The 16,741-nt window shown below is 61.6% G+C and carries 18 protein-coding genes; 13 read left to right on the forward strand and 5 right to left on the reverse strand.

From position 1 onward, the window contains the following. The first annotated feature begins 63 nt into the window (after positions 1 to 63). Complete coding sequence (locus ACMVPR_RS07505) at positions 64 to 879, forward strand: lytic murein transglycosylase (protein WP_416882326.1); 816 nt, start codon at positions 64 to 66, stop codon at positions 877 to 879. Between the two features lie 3 nt (positions 880 to 882). On the opposite strand, the gene ACMVPR_RS07510 is transcribed toward ACMVPR_RS07505, so the two are convergent. Next, a complete protein-coding gene (locus ACMVPR_RS07510; RefSeq protein ID WP_416882327.1) occupies positions 883 to 1,296 on the reverse strand; it encodes a hypothetical protein in 414 nt (137 codons plus the stop codon). 37 nt (positions 1,297 to 1,333) lie between these two features. Next, the gene (locus tag ACMVPR_RS07515; RefSeq protein ID WP_416882328.1) at positions 1,334 to 2,074 is read right to left on the reverse strand and encodes a heme-dependent oxidative N-demethylase family protein; all 741 of its coding nucleotides are present in this window, start codon (positions 2,072 to 2,074) and stop codon (positions 1,334 to 1,336) included. 163 nt (positions 2,075 to 2,237) lie between these two features. On the opposite strand from ACMVPR_RS07515, the gene dddP reads away from it, so the two are divergent. After that, on the forward strand, positions 2,238 to 3,584 hold the full coding sequence (gene dddP / locus ACMVPR_RS07520) for a dimethylsulfonioproprionate lyase DddP (protein WP_416882329.1): 1,347 nt from the start codon (positions 2,238 to 2,240) through the stop codon (positions 3,582 to 3,584). Here dddP and ACMVPR_RS07525 read toward each other — a convergent pair. Then, positions 3,581 to 4,453, reverse strand: a complete 873-nt coding sequence (locus tag ACMVPR_RS07525; RefSeq protein WP_416882330.1) for an endonuclease/exonuclease/phosphatase family protein — start codon at positions 4,451 to 4,453, stop codon at positions 3,581 to 3,583. The two genes, dddP and ACMVPR_RS07525, sit on opposite strands and share 4 nt — an antisense overlap. A 108-nt stretch (positions 4,454 to 4,561) precedes the next feature. Here ACMVPR_RS07525 and ACMVPR_RS07530 point away from each other — a divergent pair, with 108 nt between their 5' ends. Both ACMVPR_RS07530 and bmt read left to right on the forward strand, forming a co-directional pair. Then, the gene (locus ACMVPR_RS07530; protein ID WP_416882331.1) at positions 4,562 to 5,770 is read left to right on the forward strand and encodes an alpha/beta fold hydrolase; all 1,209 of its coding nucleotides are present in this window, start codon (positions 4,562 to 4,564) and stop codon (positions 5,768 to 5,770) included. Between the two features lie 147 nt (positions 5,771 to 5,917). Beyond that, a complete protein-coding gene (gene bmt, locus ACMVPR_RS07535; RefSeq protein WP_416882332.1) occupies positions 5,918 to 6,934 on the forward strand; it encodes a betaine--homocysteine S-methyltransferase in 1,017 nt (338 codons plus the stop codon). An 84-nt stretch (positions 6,935 to 7,018) separates the two neighbouring features. Here bmt and ACMVPR_RS07540 read toward each other — a convergent pair whose 3' ends face one another. Further along, a complete protein-coding gene (locus tag ACMVPR_RS07540) occupies positions 7,019 to 8,104 on the reverse strand; it encodes a PA0069 family radical SAM protein (protein ID WP_416882333.1) in 1,086 nt (361 codons plus the stop codon). A gap of 183 nt (positions 8,105 to 8,287) precedes the next feature. On the opposite strand from ACMVPR_RS07540, the gene ACMVPR_RS07545 reads away from it, so the two are divergent. The 3 genes from ACMVPR_RS07545 to ACMVPR_RS07555 all read left to right on the forward strand — a co-directional run bounded on the left by ACMVPR_RS07545 (position 8,288) and on the right by ACMVPR_RS07555 (position 9,886). Continuing rightward, positions 8,288 to 8,992 (forward strand): corrinoid protein, encoded by a 705-nt coding sequence (locus ACMVPR_RS07545; RefSeq protein ID WP_292270147.1) that lies wholly within the window; start codon positions 8,288 to 8,290, stop codon positions 8,990 to 8,992. Between the two features lie 95 nt (positions 8,993 to 9,087). Then, positions 9,088 to 9,261: a hypothetical protein gene (locus ACMVPR_RS07550; protein ID WP_416882334.1), complete on the forward strand. Its 174-nt coding sequence runs from the start codon at positions 9,088 to 9,090 to the stop codon at positions 9,259 to 9,261. After that, positions 9,245 to 9,886 (forward strand): DUF1638 domain-containing protein, encoded by a 642-nt coding sequence (locus ACMVPR_RS07555; RefSeq protein WP_416882335.1) that lies wholly within the window; start codon positions 9,245 to 9,247, stop codon positions 9,884 to 9,886. The genes ACMVPR_RS07550 and ACMVPR_RS07555 overlap by 17 nt, the downstream gene beginning before the upstream one ends. Before the next feature lie 61 nt (positions 9,887 to 9,947). Here ACMVPR_RS07555 and ACMVPR_RS07560 read toward each other — a convergent pair whose 3' ends face one another. Beyond that, a complete protein-coding gene (locus ACMVPR_RS07560; RefSeq protein WP_416882336.1) occupies positions 9,948 to 11,708 on the reverse strand; it encodes a divergent polysaccharide deacetylase family protein in 1,761 nt (586 codons plus the stop codon). A gap of 152 nt (positions 11,709 to 11,860) precedes the next feature. Here ACMVPR_RS07560 and ACMVPR_RS07565 point away from each other — a divergent pair, with 152 nt between their 5' ends. The 6 genes from ACMVPR_RS07565 to glp all read left to right on the forward strand — a co-directional run bounded on the left by ACMVPR_RS07565 (position 11,861) and on the right by glp (position 16,663). Then, the gene (locus ACMVPR_RS07565) at positions 11,861 to 12,442 is read left to right on the forward strand and encodes an anthranilate synthase component II (RefSeq protein WP_292270139.1); all 582 of its coding nucleotides are present in this window, start codon (positions 11,861 to 11,863) and stop codon (positions 12,440 to 12,442) included. After that, positions 12,439 to 13,455, forward strand: a complete 1,017-nt coding sequence (gene trpD / locus ACMVPR_RS07570) for an anthranilate phosphoribosyltransferase (protein ID WP_416882337.1) — start codon at positions 12,439 to 12,441, stop codon at positions 13,453 to 13,455. Before ACMVPR_RS07565 ends, trpD begins: the two co-directional genes overlap by 4 nt. 121 nt (positions 13,456 to 13,576) lie before the next feature. Then, positions 13,577 to 14,224: a uracil-DNA glycosylase gene (locus ACMVPR_RS07575; protein ID WP_416882338.1), complete on the forward strand. Its 648-nt coding sequence runs from the start codon at positions 13,577 to 13,579 to the stop codon at positions 14,222 to 14,224. Then, entirely contained in the window at positions 14,221 to 15,024 is an 804-nt protein-coding gene (gene trpC / locus ACMVPR_RS07580; protein WP_416882339.1) for an indole-3-glycerol phosphate synthase TrpC, read from the forward strand. Before ACMVPR_RS07575 ends, trpC begins: the two co-directional genes overlap by 4 nt. After that, on the forward strand, positions 15,021 to 15,497 hold the full coding sequence (gene moaC / locus ACMVPR_RS07585; protein WP_416882340.1) for a cyclic pyranopterin monophosphate synthase MoaC: 477 nt from the start codon (positions 15,021 to 15,023) through the stop codon (positions 15,495 to 15,497). Before trpC ends, moaC begins: the two co-directional genes overlap by 4 nt. Beyond that, positions 15,494 to 16,663, forward strand: coding sequence for a gephyrin-like molybdotransferase Glp (glp, locus tag ACMVPR_RS07590; RefSeq protein ID WP_416882341.1), 1,170 nt, complete (start codon positions 15,494 to 15,496; stop codon positions 16,661 to 16,663). The genes moaC and glp overlap by 4 nt, the downstream gene beginning before the upstream one ends. Positions 16,664 to 16,741 lie beyond the last annotated feature (78 nt).

A 16,741-nucleotide genomic window follows, 5' to 3' on the forward strand; every position in this document is an offset into this window, starting at 1 on the left:
GCTTGCCCAAACCGCCGCATTTGTTAACGTCGTTTCAACTTGTTGGAGTTGGAGCCTGTTTTGATGCGTCGATTGATTTCTGCTGTTTGCCTGTCGCTGTGCGCGGCCCTTCCTGCCTACTCGGCGGAATGTATCACCAACAAGGGCGCGTTCGCGCAATACAAGCAGACACTCGCCGGTCAGGCCGCTGCTGCGGGTGTCGGCCAGCGCGGGCTGGCGGCATTGCAGAACGCGCGCCTGTCGGACATCACCTGGCGCTTTGAATCCAACCCCGGCAACCAGACTGGCACGCTGCAAGGCGACCCTGCCAAGTTTCTGGCCAAACGCTCGGGCAGCACCGCCGAGAATTTCATCAACCAGACCCGCGCCAAGATCGCGCGCAACCCCAACACCTTCGGGTCGATCGAGAGGACCTATGGCGTCCCCGCTTCGATCCTTGCGACGATCTGGGGCCTCGAGACAAGCTGGGGCGGTTACCTGGGTGGCACAGCGGTGGTCGATGGCGCGGTCACGCTGTCATCCTATTGCCGTCGTCACCCCCGGTTCGAGCCGCATGCGATTGCCGCGCTCGATATGGTGGATAGTGGAATCCTGTCACCCAGCACCAAGGGCGGCCCCTCGGGCGAATTGGGGCATATGCAGTTTTTGGCCGGGAACTGGCTGAAATACCGTGTCGACGGCAACGGTGACGGCAGGTCCGATCCATACAATGCCGACGATGCACTTGCCACCGCGGCCAACATGCTGCGCCGCAATGGCTGGCGTCCGGGCGAACCCTTCGGCGAGGGCACCCATAACTTCAACGTCTTGTCGGTCTGGAACGACAGCGGCAACTACTTGCGCGCCATCGTTTATTCCGCCCAGCGCGCAGGCGGCTAAGTTTCAGGCCACCATACCGATCAAACCGATGCAAAGGAAGATCACACCGCCGGCAGATAAAGCGTAACCAGAATAGTCGTCCGTTCTACGGTCGGCCAAAACGACAGCCGTGGCGTGCGTCAAATCGAGAACGGCGTGCGTACTGCCGATCTCGAAATCATAGTTTGAGTCTGCCACATCCGTGGGTTTTTTCACCGTCCAGCCGTCGGCATCCGTAAACTGGAAGGTCGGCCAATAGCTTTTTCGCCCCTCTTTGTTGTTGAGCACAGCAACCGAGGTAACGACTGCGTCGTGGCGGGTGCCATAAACCCGAAAATACCGGGTTTGCTGGATCGACTTTATGCCGAATGCGGTCAGTACAATTCCAAATGCGGCCAGCACCGCAGCCCCGAAGAAAGGGATGTCAGAAAAGAACATCGATGAATACTCCGTCAATATGAGCGGATATTCATCATTAGGTTGCTAAATGGTCAAGTGACTCGCGCTTTAGTATAAACGTATGTATCGTGAACAGCACGGCATCACTGTCCGGCAACCGCCACAACACCTGCCGTTCGCTGCGCAGATAGGGCGTCTGTCCAGCCTCGGTCAGCGGCCGGGGTTCGGACTCGGCGCGGGGTTGATACAAGCTAGGGTCGTCATACCAGAGCGCATTGAATCGCCAGATCGGCCGTCCCGGTCGCACCCCGTCGAACAGGCGCTGCACCCGGCGCGCAACGTCATCGGTATAGCTTTTCACGGGGACGTGGATATGGGTCAGCGGACGACCAATCTTTTCGCGCAATCGCCAGCTTGCCGGAAAACACAGGACGGCACCCGTCAATACATGTTCGTCCCCACGCTTTTCCATCAGGCAAATATCGTTCTGCAGGATCTGGCCCAGCGTGCCGAACGGGTCTGACATGTTGATCAATACATTCCGCCCATCTGGACAGCTCACATGATCGCCTGACCGGGTGTAACCCTTGGGCAGGTGGTCCAGAACCGCGTTCATCATCTTCAATAGGTTGCCCGGGTCTGGATCGGCGGTCGCAATCACATCATCCCGCCGCGACGCCATCAGCCGCAACCGTTCCGTCATCTGCGCGGCATGGGCATCGTCCACCAGAAGCCAGGGATCATCCCCCAAGGGCGCGATCCCCGGAAGCGGACGGGGTGTCATCACATCATAAGGCAAGGTGCGTTGCAGGATCATGCAGCAGGACTAGCCCAGCGGCGCGATGCAGAAAAGACATGACGGGCAAGCAATGTGCAATTGCAGCAGGGCCAAAAGCGTCATGCCGGCCGCCGAACTTGGTCGCAAATCGGCGCGTTTGTGGATGGCGACATCTTCAGCATCGCGGGCAGGAGGTGCTGCCATGAACACCCATTTCCGCGACACGCGCAAAATTGACCCGACGCGCGGGGCCACCACGGGTGACAACACGCCCAACGATCAGAACCGGGTCGAGATCGGGCCCACGCAACTGGCCTATGCCGAATGGGCCGCGGCGGGGCTGGAGCTTCCCGACCTGCAGGAAATGCGCCGCTATCGCTGGGCGCGGCTGACGCAGCATATTGTGGATCGGGATTATGCCGGTCTGTTGATGTTCGACCCGCTGAACATCCGCTACGCCACCGACAGCACGAACATGCAGCTCTGGAACACCCACAACCCGTTCCGCGCGGTGCTGCTCTGTGCCGATGGCTACATGGTGATCTGGGACTACAAGAATTCGCCCTTCCTGTCCGAATTCAACCCGCTGGTGCGCGAGGCCCGGTCGGGCGCCGACCTGTTCTATTTCGACCGGGGCGACAAGGTGGACGTGGCGGCGGATGTGTTCGCCAATGATGTGCGCAGCTTGCTGGCCGAACACGCCCCCGGCAACACGCGGCTCGCGGTCGACAAGATCATGCTGCACGGCCTTCGCGCGCTCGAAGCGCAGGGGTTGCAGATCATGGAGGGCGAAGAGGTCACCGAGAAAGCCCGCGCCATCAAAGGACCGGACGAGATCAAGGCGATGCGCTGTTCGGTACATGCCTGCGAGGTGGCGATGGCCGAGATGGAGCGCTTTGCCCGCACGCATGTGCCCGGTGGCGGCGTATCCGAGGATGACATCTGGGCGGTGCTACATGCCGAAAACATTCGGCGCGGTGGCGAATGGATCGAAACTCGGCTGCTCACCTCAGGCCCCCGCACCAACCCGTGGTTTCAGGAATGCGGAGGGCGGATTGTGCAGAACAACGAAATCGTCGCGTTCGATACCGACCTGATCGGCAGCTACGGCATCTGCACCGACATGAGCCGCACCTGGTGGATCGGCGACCGCTCCCCGCGCCCCGACATGGTTGAGGCGATGAAGCACGCGCATGAGCATGTGATGACCAATATGGAGATGCTGAAGCCCGGCGTGATGATCCCAGACCTGACGGCGCGCACGCATGTCCTGCAAGACAAATACCAGACCCAGAAATACGGCTGCCTTATGCATGGCGTGGGTCTGTGTGATGAGTGGCCGCTGGTGGCCTATCCAGATCACGCAGTCCCCGGCGCGTTCGATTATCCGCTGGAGCCGGGCATGACGCTCTGCGTCGAGGTGCTGGTGAGCGAGGTCGGTGCGGATTTCTCGATCAAGCTGGAAGATCAGGTGCTGATCACCGAAACCGGCTATGAGAACCTGTCGAAATACCCGTTTGATCCGGCACTGATGGGGGTGACGCCTTAGGGCTCGAACACAAACACCTTGGCCAAGACGCCGCTATGGTCCGACCCAATCAAAGGCCGCGGGGACGCCTGCCCGCCACCCGGTGCGTAGACATGGTCGATCGGTAAGGGAGCGCCCTTCTTGACCAATGTCGGAAACAGCGGCCCGGCCCGTGTCGCGCCGATGCTGCGTTCAACCGAGCGCAAGGCAAACGACCATGGCACCATGTTGAAATCGCCCGCGATCACGACGGGTCCGTCCAGATCCTGAAAGACCGGCAAAAGACGCTCCAGATGGTCGGCCTGATCAAAAGGCCAAGGCCATGACAGATGCAGGCTGAATGCCCAGAATGTGCCCTGAGGCGCAACGACCTGAACGCCGACCAAAGCGTCGCCCTCTATGCAAATCTCGCCCTCGACCGGCCAGCGCGACAGGATCGCGACCCGCGCCCATTCCACCAGCGCACAACTGGCCTGATAGGGGTACTCGGCCCGCAGATCGCGCACGAGAGCGGCGTTGCGCGAGGTGAGTTCCTGCAGGGTTACAATGTCAGGGCGCATGGCCCGGATGTCAGCCGCGAGCGCGTCGACCTGATCGTTCTCGAACAGCAGGTTCTTTTGGTAGATCGTGATCGGCCCGTCCGGGTGTGACACGTATTTCTGCGCCACGATCTGCCCCATCGCTGCAAGGCAGAGCACAGCAATGCTCCACCGCATCCAAGCGGGCCAAGGCGACCAGATCACCCACAGGGCAAACGCCACGGCGATGGGCAGGCGGAACACGGCCAGACTGTCGCCCAACGGATGCGCTGCGCCCGCGAAACCGCCGAAGAACGCGGCGCCCAGCAAAGCTGCAACAATGCTCACCATCGCTTGTCTGGCTCTCACCATCCTGTGACGCTCCCGACACAATGCTTGCGCAGGGAAGACACACCCCACACTCTTGGTTCATACAAAAAGCCAAAGGGCTGCCCTGCCCCGGCCCCAAGGACACTGAATATGACCACCGAACGCATCACCTTTCCCGGCCATTCCGGAGACACTCTGTCAGCACGGCTTGATCTGCCTGACGGGCCACACCTGGCCACCGCCCTTTTTGCGCATTGCTTCACCTGTTCCAAGGACATTCCGGCAGCCCGGCGGATCGCCGCGCGTCTGGCCTCTATGGGGATCGCAGTTCTGCGATTCGACTTTACCGGGCTGGGACATTCCAAGGGCGAGTTCGCCAACACGACCTTCACGTCGAATGTCGACGATCTGCATGCGGCTGCCGCCTACCTGACCGGGCGGGGCATGGCGCCGACGCTGCTGATCGGCCATTCGCTTGGAGGTGCAGCCGTATTGCGGGCCGCAGGTGACATGGCAGGCATCAAGGCCGTTGTGACCATCGGTGCGCCCTATGATCCGGAACACGTCACGCACAACTTCTCGGACGCGCTGGAGGATATCGAAAGCGCTGGCAAAGCGACGGTCGATCTGGGTGGACGTCCCTTCACTATTGGCAAACGTTTTGTCGAGGATGTGAAAGCACAGAAACTCGGCCCTGTGATCAAGGGCTTGAAGGCCGCACTGTTGGTGATGCATGCGCCGCGTGATGCTGTGGTCGGGATCGAAAACGCCACCAACATCTTTGCCGCTGCGCACCACCCGAAGAGCTTTGTCACGCTGGACGATGCCGATCATTTGGTCACTCAAGCGCGCGATGCGGAATACGCCGCAGATGTGATTGCAGCTTGGGCGGGACGCTATTTGAAGCTGACCCCGCCCGCCCCACCCATTGGCGCACCCGAAGGCATTGTCCGCGTGGCCGAAGCCGATGCTGCCGGGTTCCTGCAGGATGTTCAGGCCGGACCGCATCACCTGTTGGCAGACGAGCCCCTGGCCTATGGCGGCACCAATCGCGGGCCGTCCCCTTATGGCCTTTTGGCTGCTGGCTTGGGCGCGTGTACATCCATGACGCTGCGGATGTATGCTCGGCGCAAGGGCTGGCCGCTGCAGCATGTCACGGTCGATGTGAGCCACGACAAGGTGCATGCGCAGGATGCCAGTACACCGGTTGCCACCAATATCGACCTCTTTCGCCGCAGGATCACCGTGACTGGCGACCTGAGCGCGGACCAACGACAGAAGCTGCTGGAAATCGCCGATAAATGTCCCGTTCACAAGACGTTGGAGGCGTCCAGCCGGGTCGAAACCGAACTGGTCTGAACGCGCCGGAAACGCGTCGACGCGTTTCCGGCGATCCGTCGACGGATCGCATCGCGCCCCATTCATAATCGTCTTGAGAATTATGAATTTGTCTCAAGAGGCCAAGTGTGACAGGCAGGGGCAAATTTCCTGACCGACAGGCCTGTCATGTCCAACCCTCTGCACGATCTTCTGTCCACCCGCGACTGGCTTCTGGCCGATGGCGCGACCGGGACCAATCTGTTCAACATGGGTCTGGAAAGCGGCGATCCACCCGAGTTCTGGAACGACACCAAGCCCGACAACATCCGCGCGCTCTATCGCGGTGCGGTCGACGCAGGCAGCGACCTGTTTCTGACCAACACCTTTGGTGGCAACGCCTCCCGTCTCAAACTGCACAACGCTGGCCACCGCGCGCGCGAACTGTCGCGTATCGGGGCCGAACTGGCACGTGAAATCGCAGATAGTGCGGGTCGCAAAATCATCGTCGCAGGATCAGTGGGCCCAACCGGTGAGATCATGGAACCCGTGGGCACGCTGTCCCATGCCAGCGCGGTTGAGATGTTCCACGAACAGGCAGAGGGGCTCAAGGAAGGCGGCGCCGACGTGATGTGGGTCGAAACCATCAGCGCCCCCGAAGAATTCCGCGCCGCCGCCGAGGCCTTTGCGTTGGCGGATGTTGCATGGTGCGGCACGATGAGTTTCGACACCGCCGGGCGCACGATGATGGGCATGACTTCGGAAGGCATGGCCGAGATGATCGAGACCCTGCCCAACCCGCCACTGGCCTTTGGGGCCAATTGTGGCACGGGCGCGTCGGATCTTCTGCGCACGGTGCTTGGCTTTACCTCCGCTGGCACGCAGCGGGCGATCATCGCAAAGGGCAATGCTGGCATTCCGAAATATGTCGATGGCCACATCCATTACGACGGCACACCGGACCTGATGGCGCGCTATGCCATCCTTGCCCGCAATGCAGGGGCCAAGATCATCGGCGGTTGCTGCGGCACGATGCCAGAGCATCTGCGCGCCATGCGCGAAGCTTTGGAAACCACCCCAAAAGGCGACGCGCCGACACTGGAGCAGATCGTGGCAGAGATCGGTCCTTTCAGTTCCGACAGCGATGGCACCGGCGACCAGAGCGGCGCACCCAAGCGCGAACGTCGCGGACGCCGCCGGGCCTGATCGCCCTGCTTAATACGCCGTGTTGACCACCGTTCGGAAAGATAGGGGGTATACGTGATGTCTTTATCCCCAACCCGCCCTTGTTCAAAACAGGCTCAACTGATCCCCTGCACGGGGCGGGGGCTGGAACGCGGCGCAGTTGAGCTCCGGGAGGCCGCCATCGAGTCCCAACCGCCTGCGTGCCTTCGTAAAGCGTTGCGCGATCAGCGCGGCGTAGGCACCTTCGCCCCGTACCCGTTTGAAGAACTGGGAATCGTAAACCTTCCCACCATGCATCTCCCTCAGCTTGGACAGAATGCGGGATTTCCTTTCCGGGTAGTGTTCGTCCATCCACGCCTCCCACAGCGGGGCCACCTCTAGCGGCAGGCGCAACATCGCCCATGTGGCAGCCGTCGCTCCGGCATCGCGCGCGGCGGTCAGGATCGGTTCGATCTCGGAATCTGTCAGACCAGGCACGATGGGCGACACCATCACCCGCACCGGGATACCTGCCTCGGACAGGCGGCGGATCGTGGCCAGTCGCCGCGCCGGGCTTGGTACGCGGGGCTCCATCCGACGATTGAGTTCCGCGTCGAGCGTCGTGATGGTGATGCCGACACGGACAAGATTCTGCGACGCCATATCCGACAGGATGTCGATGTCCCGCTCGAAGAGCGTGCCTTTGGTGGCAATCATCACCGGATGTCGGAAGGCATGCAGCACCGACAGGCAGTCCCGCATGATACCGCGATCCCGCTCAACGGGTTGATACGGGTCGGTGTTGGTGCCGATGGCGATCGGGGCCACGCGGTAGCGGCGGGCGCGCAACTCGCTGTCCAGAACCTTGGCCGCGTCGGGACGCGCAACCAGCTTTGTCTCGAAATCAAGCCCCGGAGACAGGCCAAGCCACGCATGGCTGGGTCGGGCAAAGCAATAGATGCATCCGTGTTCGCACCCACGATACGGATTGATCGTGCGATCAAAGGACAGATCCGGCGAGGTGATGTAGTTGATCAGGCTTCTGGGACGTTCCTCCGACACTTCGGTGCGCAGGGCTTGCTCCTCTTCCGGGAGGTCCCAGCCATCGGCCTCGTCCACCCTGCGAAACCGCTCGAAGCGTCCGCTGTCGCGGCTCGGGGCACCGCGCCCGCGCCGAAGCTCTGGGAAAACATATCTGTCCGTCCGGGTCATTGCGCGAATTTAGAACGTAACGGGAACATCGACAAGACGTTTCGCAATTGTCGAAGTGCTGCCCCGGCGCGCGTCGGTTGCGTTCGCGCGTATGTCGGATTTCACCAAGTGGCATCGTCGGAAAACGACGATTAGTCGACAAAACAATCACTGGCGGCCCCGCCAGCGTCTGGAGTGACATACATGGCTGACGAAGAAGACGATATCATTCTCGCGGATCTGAACGACGACGAACTGGTCGAGCAGATGTTCGACGATCTTTATGATGGTCTGAAGGAAGAGATCGAGGAATCGGTTCACATCCTGCTGGACCGTGGTTGGGAACCCTACGACATCCTGACCAAGGCGCTTGTCGGCGGCATGACCATCGTCGGCAACGACTTCCGTGACGGCATCCTGTTCGTGCCCGAAGTGCTTCTGGCCGCCAACGCAATGAAGGGTGGCATGGCCATCCTCAAGCCGCTGCTGGTGGAAACTGGCGCCCCGCGCGTCGGCAAGATGGTGATCGGCACGGTCAAAGGCGATATCCATGACATCGGCAAGAACCTTGTCGGCATGATGATGGAAGGCGCAGGTTTCGAAGTCGTCGATCTGGGCATCAACAACCCGGTTGAAGCCTATCTCGATGCCATTGAAGCTGAACAGCCGGACATTCTGGGCATGTCCGCCCTGCTCACGACCACCATGCCCTACATGAAGGTTGTGATCGACACGCTGGTCGAGAAAGGCATCCGTGACGACTATATCGTGCTTGTCGGTGGTGCGCCGCTGAATGAGGAATTTGGCAAGGCCATCGGTGCAGACGCCTATTGCCGCGACGCCGCCGTGGCTGTTGAAACCGCAAAAACCTTTGTTGGCCGCAAGCACAATCAGCTTGCCGCTGGGTAAGATGAGCCAAATCGTCACTTTTTGGGCCTCGCAATGCAGCGGGGCCTTTTATTATGGATCAAACTGTCCCATATTTTCAGGACAAGGAGATCGACATGCCAGTGACGACATTCGCTTCGATGATCTTGGCCGTGATTGCAGCATCCGGGCTGACCGTCTGGGCACTCGCGCAATTCGGCATTCTCAAGGTTTTGCCCGCCCTGATCGCCGTGGCGCTTCTGGCACGTTGGGCCCTCGCCCATGTGCCCGGCGATGACGAGCCTGCCTGACGACACCCTGCTGACAGAGTCCGGACTGTCCGCCCGCGGAGACGGGCGCGTCCTGATTGTTGCCTGTGGCGCATTGGCGCGCGAAATTCTTGCGGTTCGGGATGCCAATGGATGGACTCATCTCGACCTGACCTGCCTTCCCGCCATTCTGCACAACCACCCTGAAAAGATCGTGGGCGCGGTCCGCGCGGCTGTTGACCGCCATCGCGCCGATTACGATGCGATCTTCATCGCCTATGCCGATTGCGGCACAGGGGGACTGCTCGAAGCCGCTTGCGCCGACATGGGCGTCGAGATGATCGAGGGCCCGCATTGCTACAGTTTTTTCGAGGGCACCGAGACCTTTGCCGCGAGGGATGAAATCACGGCCTTCTACCTGACGGATTTTCTTGTCCGGCAGTTCGATGCCTTCGTATGGAAACCGTTGGGCCTGGATCGGCATCCCGAGTTGCGGGACATGTATTTCGGGCATTACGACAGGCTTGTCTATCAGGCACAAACCGACGATCCGAACCTGACGGCGATTGCAGAGCACTGTGCCGAGAGGTTGGGCCTGCGGTTCGAGCGGCGGTTCACCGGGTACGGCGATCTGGCGCGCAGCATGGCACGCTGGGCCGCGATTTAAGGCGCAAGCACGCTTTCCGTCGACGGAAAGCGACGGACGCGTTGACGCGTCCGTCCGCGCGTCAGTTCACCTGCTCAAGAAGAAGCGTTGAGACGGGCACCATGGACACGCTCGACGCGCGGTCTTGCAAACTCCAGAGAACCAAGGCTGACAGAGTGTCGGGGGTCAAACGGCCCAGCATGACAACTGCCCCATCCTGACGCGCGCGGAATGCTGCACCGTCAAGAAAACGGCGCTTGGTGCGGGCGTCCTGCCCTTCTCCATCGAAATCACGCAGAATGCTGAGTGCCGGAACCGTTTCGCGCTGAGCAATCGCCTGCGCCGTATTCAGACCGTTGGGCAGAAAGATCAGTCCATGCCCACTGTCCGCAGCAAAACTCGCTGCCTGTTCGGTCACGTTCCTTGCAGCCTGCAAGCCGCCGCCCGGGGCTTCGATCAAGGCAACTGCTTCTGGAACGGCGGCAATTGCACCGCCGAGGATCTGTTCGACATCGCTGGGCTGGGCCGCGGTCGGCACCGACACCAGCGCAGCAACTTCGTAGCCCAACGCACGGTAGGCCGACATCCGGTCAGAGGCCCCTGGCTGTGCCGGGTCAATGGCAAAGGTCACGGGGAACGGGAAGCCGTCCAGCGTGTCAGGCCCCAGCGGACCGGTGCCGTCGTCGATCATCACGATGGACATTTTCGGCAAGGAAGGATCACTGTCGACTGCTGCGGCAAAGCGTTTCAACGGCGACAGGCTGGCATCCACAGCCTGGGCGGATGTGTCAGGCGGGGTTGCGGCCTCTTCGGCCCCGCCAATCGACGGAAGTCTGGCCGAGTTGCCCGGGTTCCGGTCGGTCAAGGATGCGGCTGGAGTACCGATTGCAGGACGCGGGGCTGCGGGCGCAGCGGCGACCGCGGCAGTGTCGGCGTCGGGTGCCGAAGGGATGAGACGGCGGACAGGTGGACGCTCGGACGCTGTACTGTCTTGCGACGGTGTTGCTTCGGGCGCGGGTTCCACCGCAGTCTCGGTCGGCACGGCAGGCGCGGGATCGGGCACAAGCGGTGCTTCAACTGCCGGGACCGGAGGCGCTGGCGGCTGCGCGGGTTCGGTCGAGACGCTCAATCCGGTTTCGCTGGCAGGAGGATTTAGAGGGGAAACATTGGCGCTGCCCGGCGCCGTTTCGGGCGCGGAAACCGCGGGAACCTCGGGCGCAGCTCCGACATCGGGCGCATCAAGCGCCGCAATCTCAGCGCCGGTGTCCGGGGCAGGCACAGGAGCCGCGACAGTGTCTGCAATGGTTGGCTCCTGCGGATCAGCCGGACGATCCAGCGCTGGCGCATCGGCTGTGGGGGCCACTGGCGTCACGTCTTCGGGGCGGCGGGCCGGTGTTGTCAGTGCCGCCGACGTGCCGTCATCGGGAGTGACTTGCGCATCAGTTGTCTCGGGACCTATTGGTGTTTCAGCAGGCTCCTCAGCGACATCACTCGATTGCTCGGGTGTAATGGCGGCACCCGACGCGTCGGTTTGTGCGGTTGGTTCGGGCTCGGCTGCTGCCTCGGGTTCTTTCGGGGCCGCTGTCTCGGAGGGTGTGGGCACGTCCGGTTCCGGCTTGACTGCTTCGACTACCGGATCTTCGGGCACCGTGTCAGGTGCCGCATCACTTGTCGCTGTGTCAACAAAAGGCTCTTGAACAGCAGGTTCTGCAACGTCGATGCGAGGTTCAGGGTCGGACGGTATCACGGCAGCGGGCGGCGGCATCAGAACGGATAAAGCCCCCAGACCACCCACCGACAACACCGTGCCCCAGATGGCTCCTGACAAAAACCCTCGTGCCATGCTCTTCGCCCTCGACTTGCCCCACTCACACGCTCCCGGCATCTCACCCGTGCCGGTTGACCCACCCGCGCCCTTGACGCGCGTTGGTCCGCCTGTGCATGTATACCGCGATTGGCCCCCACCCCGCCAGCCCCGACGAAGAAGAAAGACCCATGCTGCTGCTCATCGACAATTACGACAGTTTTACCTACAACCTCGTGCATTATCTCGGAGAGCTTGGGACCGACGTAAAGGTGGTGCGCAATGACGCGCTGACCGTGCAGGACGCCATGGGGCTGAACCCTTCGGGTATCCTGCTGTCTCCCGGCCCATGCGACCCGGATCAGGCGGGGATCTGCCTTCCCCTGACGCTGGCGGCTGCGGAAACCAGAACTCCGCTGATGGGTGTGTGCCTCGGCCATCAAACATTGGGACAGGCCTTTGGTGGATCGGTGGTGCGCCATTCCGAGATCGTGCATGGCAAGATGGGGGTAATGCATCACGCGGGCAAAGGTGTCTTTGCCGGTCTGCCCTCGCCCTTCGAGGCAACGCGCTATCACTCGTTGGTGGTGGACAAGGACACGATCCCGGACTGCCTTGAGGTGACGGCATGGCTGGAGGACGGAACGGTCATGGGCCTCAGCCACCGCGAATTGCCGATGCACGGTGTGCAGTTCCATCCCGAAAGCATCGCGTCGGAACATGGTCACGCCCTGCTGCAGAATTTTGTGAATGAATTGAAGGTGCCCGCATGAGCGACGCGATGAAGCCCCTGATCTACGCCGCCTCTGAAGGCCCGCTGAGCCGGTCTCAGGCTGAACAGGCGTTCGAATTGCTGTTCGACGGCCAGGCAACCCCTGCACAGATCGGGGGGCTGCTCATGGCGCTGCGGGCACGGGGCGAGGCGGTGTCGGAATATGCGGCGGCGGCAGCGGTGATGCGCGCCAAATGTACTGCGGTCAAAGCGCCCGAGGGTGCGATGGACATCGTCGGCACCGGCGGCGATGGCATGGGCACTCTCAACATCTCGACTGCGACCGCCTTTGTCGTGGCGGGGGCTGGCGTGCCCGTGGCCAAACATGGCAATCGCAACCTGTCGTCCAAATCCGGATCTGCGGATGCGCTGACGGAGATGGGCATCAATGTGATGGTGTCGCCCGAGGTTGTCGAGCGCGCAATTGCCGAGGTCGGGATCGGTTTCATGATGGCACCCATGCATCACCCGGCCATGAAACACGTAATGCCGGTCCGGCAGGAGCTGGGATCGAAGACGATCTTCAACATCCTCGGCCCGCTCACCAACCCGGCAGGCGTGAAGCGGCAGTTGACCGGCGCGTTTGCCATCGACCTGATCTTCCCCATGGCGGAAACGCTGAAAGAGCTTGGATCGGACAGGGCGTGGCTGGTGCATGGCGGCGACGGCACGGACGAGATCTCGATCTCGGCCCCGACACAGGTGGCTGTGCTGGAGGATGGCAAAATCCGTGGGCGCGAGGTGCATCCCGAAGACGCGGGCCTGCCGGTTCATCCGTTCCGCGACATCCTTGGCGGGACACCGGCCGAGAATGCGCAGGCGTTCCGGGAACTGCTCAGCGGGACCAAAAGCGCCTATCGCGATGCGGTCTTGCTCAATGCGGCTGCGGCCCTTGTGGTGGCAGACAAAGTGTCCGACCTCAAGTCCGGTGCTGAAATGGCGGCAGAAAGCATCGACAGCGGGGCTGCGAAAGCGCGGGTTGAGGCGCTGGCCCGCGTCACCCAAACGGCGTGATGTCCGTATGGCCGGGGGGCGATGCGTCCAGGCATCGCGGAGTTTCCATTGATGGAAACTCCTGGGGCGCTGCCCCAGACCCCGAAGTATTTTCGAACCAGAGAAGACGCGGACCTGCGCCATGTTGACCCCGCCGGATGCATGGCGGCATTTGCCGTTTTTTTCCGAGAGTTTGCCAAGCATCGCGTCTGTTGTCGCGAATGAGGAGCGACTTGTGCTTCCGTCTTCGCCGCAGGTGTTTGCAGCGCTCGAGGCCTCTGCGCCTGATGATGTGCGCGTGGTCATCTTGGGGCAAGATCCCTATCCGACCCCCGGCCACGCGCATGGATTTGCCTTTTCAGTGGAACCAGACGTTCAGCCCCTGCCCCGATCATTAAGCAATATCTTCAAGGAACTGCGCGACGATATCGGGGATACGCCGCCTAATGGAGACCTTCGTTTCTGGGCCAAGCAAGGCGTGTTGCTGTTGAACGATGTGCTGACGGTCCCGGCGGGTGACGCGCGCGGACATCGGCGGCTGGGGTGGCAGAAACTGGTGCCGCAGGTGCTCGACGCGCTGTCGGACCGGCCCCGCGCCTTTGTGCTCTGGGGCAATGATGCGCGGGCACATGCGCCGCGTCTTGCGGGGCGCGGGCATCTGGTTCTCGAAAGCGCGCACCCCTCCCCGCTGTCGGCACGGCGCGGGTTTTTCGGGTCGCGCCCCTTTTCCACAGTGAACGCGTGGCTTAAAGAACAGGGACATGCCCCGATCAACTGGACCGACCTATGAGCGTAACCATTCTCGACAAGATCAAAGCTTACAAGCTTGAGGAAGTGGCCGCCGACAAGGCCCGCGTGTCTTTGGCACAGGTCGAGGCTGCTGCGAACGCTGCCGATCCGGTGCGCCCTTTTGGGGCTGCTCTACGGACAGCTCAGGTTTCGGGCTATGGGTTGATTGCAGAAGTGAAAAAAGCATCGCCCTCCAAAGGGTTGATCCGCGCCGATTTCGAGCCGGCAAGTCTCGCACAGGCCTATGAGGCCGGAGGCGCGACCTGTCTTTCGGTACTCACGGACACTCCCAGCTTTCAGGGCGACAAATCCTATCTGGTTGCCGCGCGGCAGGCCACATCGCTGCCCGCGCTGCGTAAGGATTTCATGTATGACACCTATCAGGTCGCCGAGGCGCGCAGCCTGCATGCGGATTGCATTCTGATCATCATGGCCAGCGTTTCCGACGCGCAGGCGGCAGAGCTGGAGGATGCCGCGTTTGCCTGGGGTATGGACGCGCTCATCGAAGTGCATGACCGCGCGGAACTGGATCGGGCGCTTGAATTGAAGTCCCCGTTGATCGGCGTCAACAATCGTAATCTCAAGACCTTCGAGACCACTCTTGAGACAACACGTGAACTTTCCAGACATATCCCAGCGGACCGGATGCTGATTTCGGAATCGGGGCTGTTCACACCGGCAGACCTTGCCGACATGGCCGCACACGGTGCGCGCAGCTTTCTGATCGGCGAAAGCCTGATGCGGCAGGCGGATGTGACGGCGGCCACCCGCGCGCTGCTGGCTGATCCGGTGGCGGCATGAGCGGGCTTACCCATTTCGATGCCAAGGGCGATGCGCATATGGTGGACGTGTCGGACAAGGCCGTCACATCGCGCGTGGCTGTTGCCGAAGGCTACATCAAGATGGCGCAGGAGACCTTTGAGATCATTACGGAAGGTCGCGCAAAGAAGGGCGATGTGATCGGTGTCGCCCGACTTGCAGGGATCATGGGTGCCAAGAAGACGCCTGATCTGATCCCGCTCTGTCACCCGCTGCCGATCACCAAGGTTGCGGTGGAACTTTTCCCGGCACCAGAACTGCCCGGACTGCGGATCGAAGCGACGGTCAAGACCACCGGGCAAACCGGGGTCGAGATGGAAGCACTCACCGCTGTCTCAACGGCAGCATTGACCGTCTATGACATGGCCAAGGCGGTGGACAAGGCGATGGAGATCACCGGCATCCGCGTGATGCTGAAAGATGGCGGGAAATCCGGGCGGTACGAAGCGTCATGATTTCGGTCACAGAGGCGCTTGAGCATCTCTTCGCATTGGCCCGTCCGCTAGGGGTCGAAACCGTACCGCTGTTGCAGGCGCATGGTCGCGTGCTGGCAAAGGACGTCGCGGCGACGCGGAACCAGCCACCCTTCAACAGCTCTGCCATGGATGGCTATGCCGTGACCGAGGTGGCACCGGGCTTGCGGCTCAGGGTCATCGGAGAGTCTGCGGCGGGTCACGGATTTTACCAAACGGTCAAAACCGGCGAAGCGGTGCGTATCTTTACCGGCGCGCCTGTACCGGACGGCGCGAAAGCCGTTGTGATTCAAGAAGATGTCACCCGTGATGGGGACTGGATCACGATAGGTGACAACCCAGAGGACAATGACCATATCCGTCGTGCAGGTGGCGATTTCCGGATCGGGGATACGGTCAGCGCCGGGCGCGTGATCGGACCGAATGACATCGCGTTGCTGGCGTCGATGAACATCGCCGACGTGCCGGTGACACGGCGTCCTATCGTGGCGTTGATCTCGACAGGCGATGAGTTGGTGATGCCGGGAGAGACTCCCGGCCCCGATCAGATCATTGCATCCAACACTTTGGGCCTGCATGCGCTGATGCGTGATCTGGGCGCGGAGCCGCGGTTGCTCCCTATTGCGCGGGACAACGAGGCGTCTTTGCGGACTGCTTTCGATCTGGCCAAGGGTGCGGATTTGATCGTGACCATTGGCGGCGCATCTGTCGGCGACCATGACGTGGTGGCAAATCTTGCGCCGCAGCTTGGGTTTGATCAAAGCTTCTACAAGGTTGCGATGCGCCCCGGTAAACCGTTGATGGCAGGGCGCTTTGGCGAAGCCATGATGATCGGACTGCCGGGCAATCCGGTGTCGGCGATGGTCTGTGGGCATGTGTTCGTGGCCCCCGTGGTGCGAGCGATGCTGAGACTGCCCGCACAGGCTGCGCCGCGCCGATCTGGCGTCCTGGCCGAGGCCTTGCCCGCGAACGGACCGCGGGAACACTATATGCGCGCCCGGGTCACGGATGGCGGGTTGATCGCCTTCGGATCGCAGGACAGTTCGCTGCTGAGCATCCTTGGCCAAGCCGACGCGCTGATTGTCCGCAGCCCTAAGGACGGGCCACGGTCGGCTGGAGACCACGTGGAGTATCTGCCTCTTCGCTGACTGCTTACCCTTGTTTACTGATTCTTGACACAAAACAGGAACAACAGTAGAACAAAGAGTGAGGATCATGCGAGCGGA

This window comes from Marivita sp. (assembly GCF_048006345.1).
Classification (GTDB): domain Bacteria; phylum Pseudomonadota; class Alphaproteobacteria; order Rhodobacterales; family Rhodobacteraceae; genus Marivita.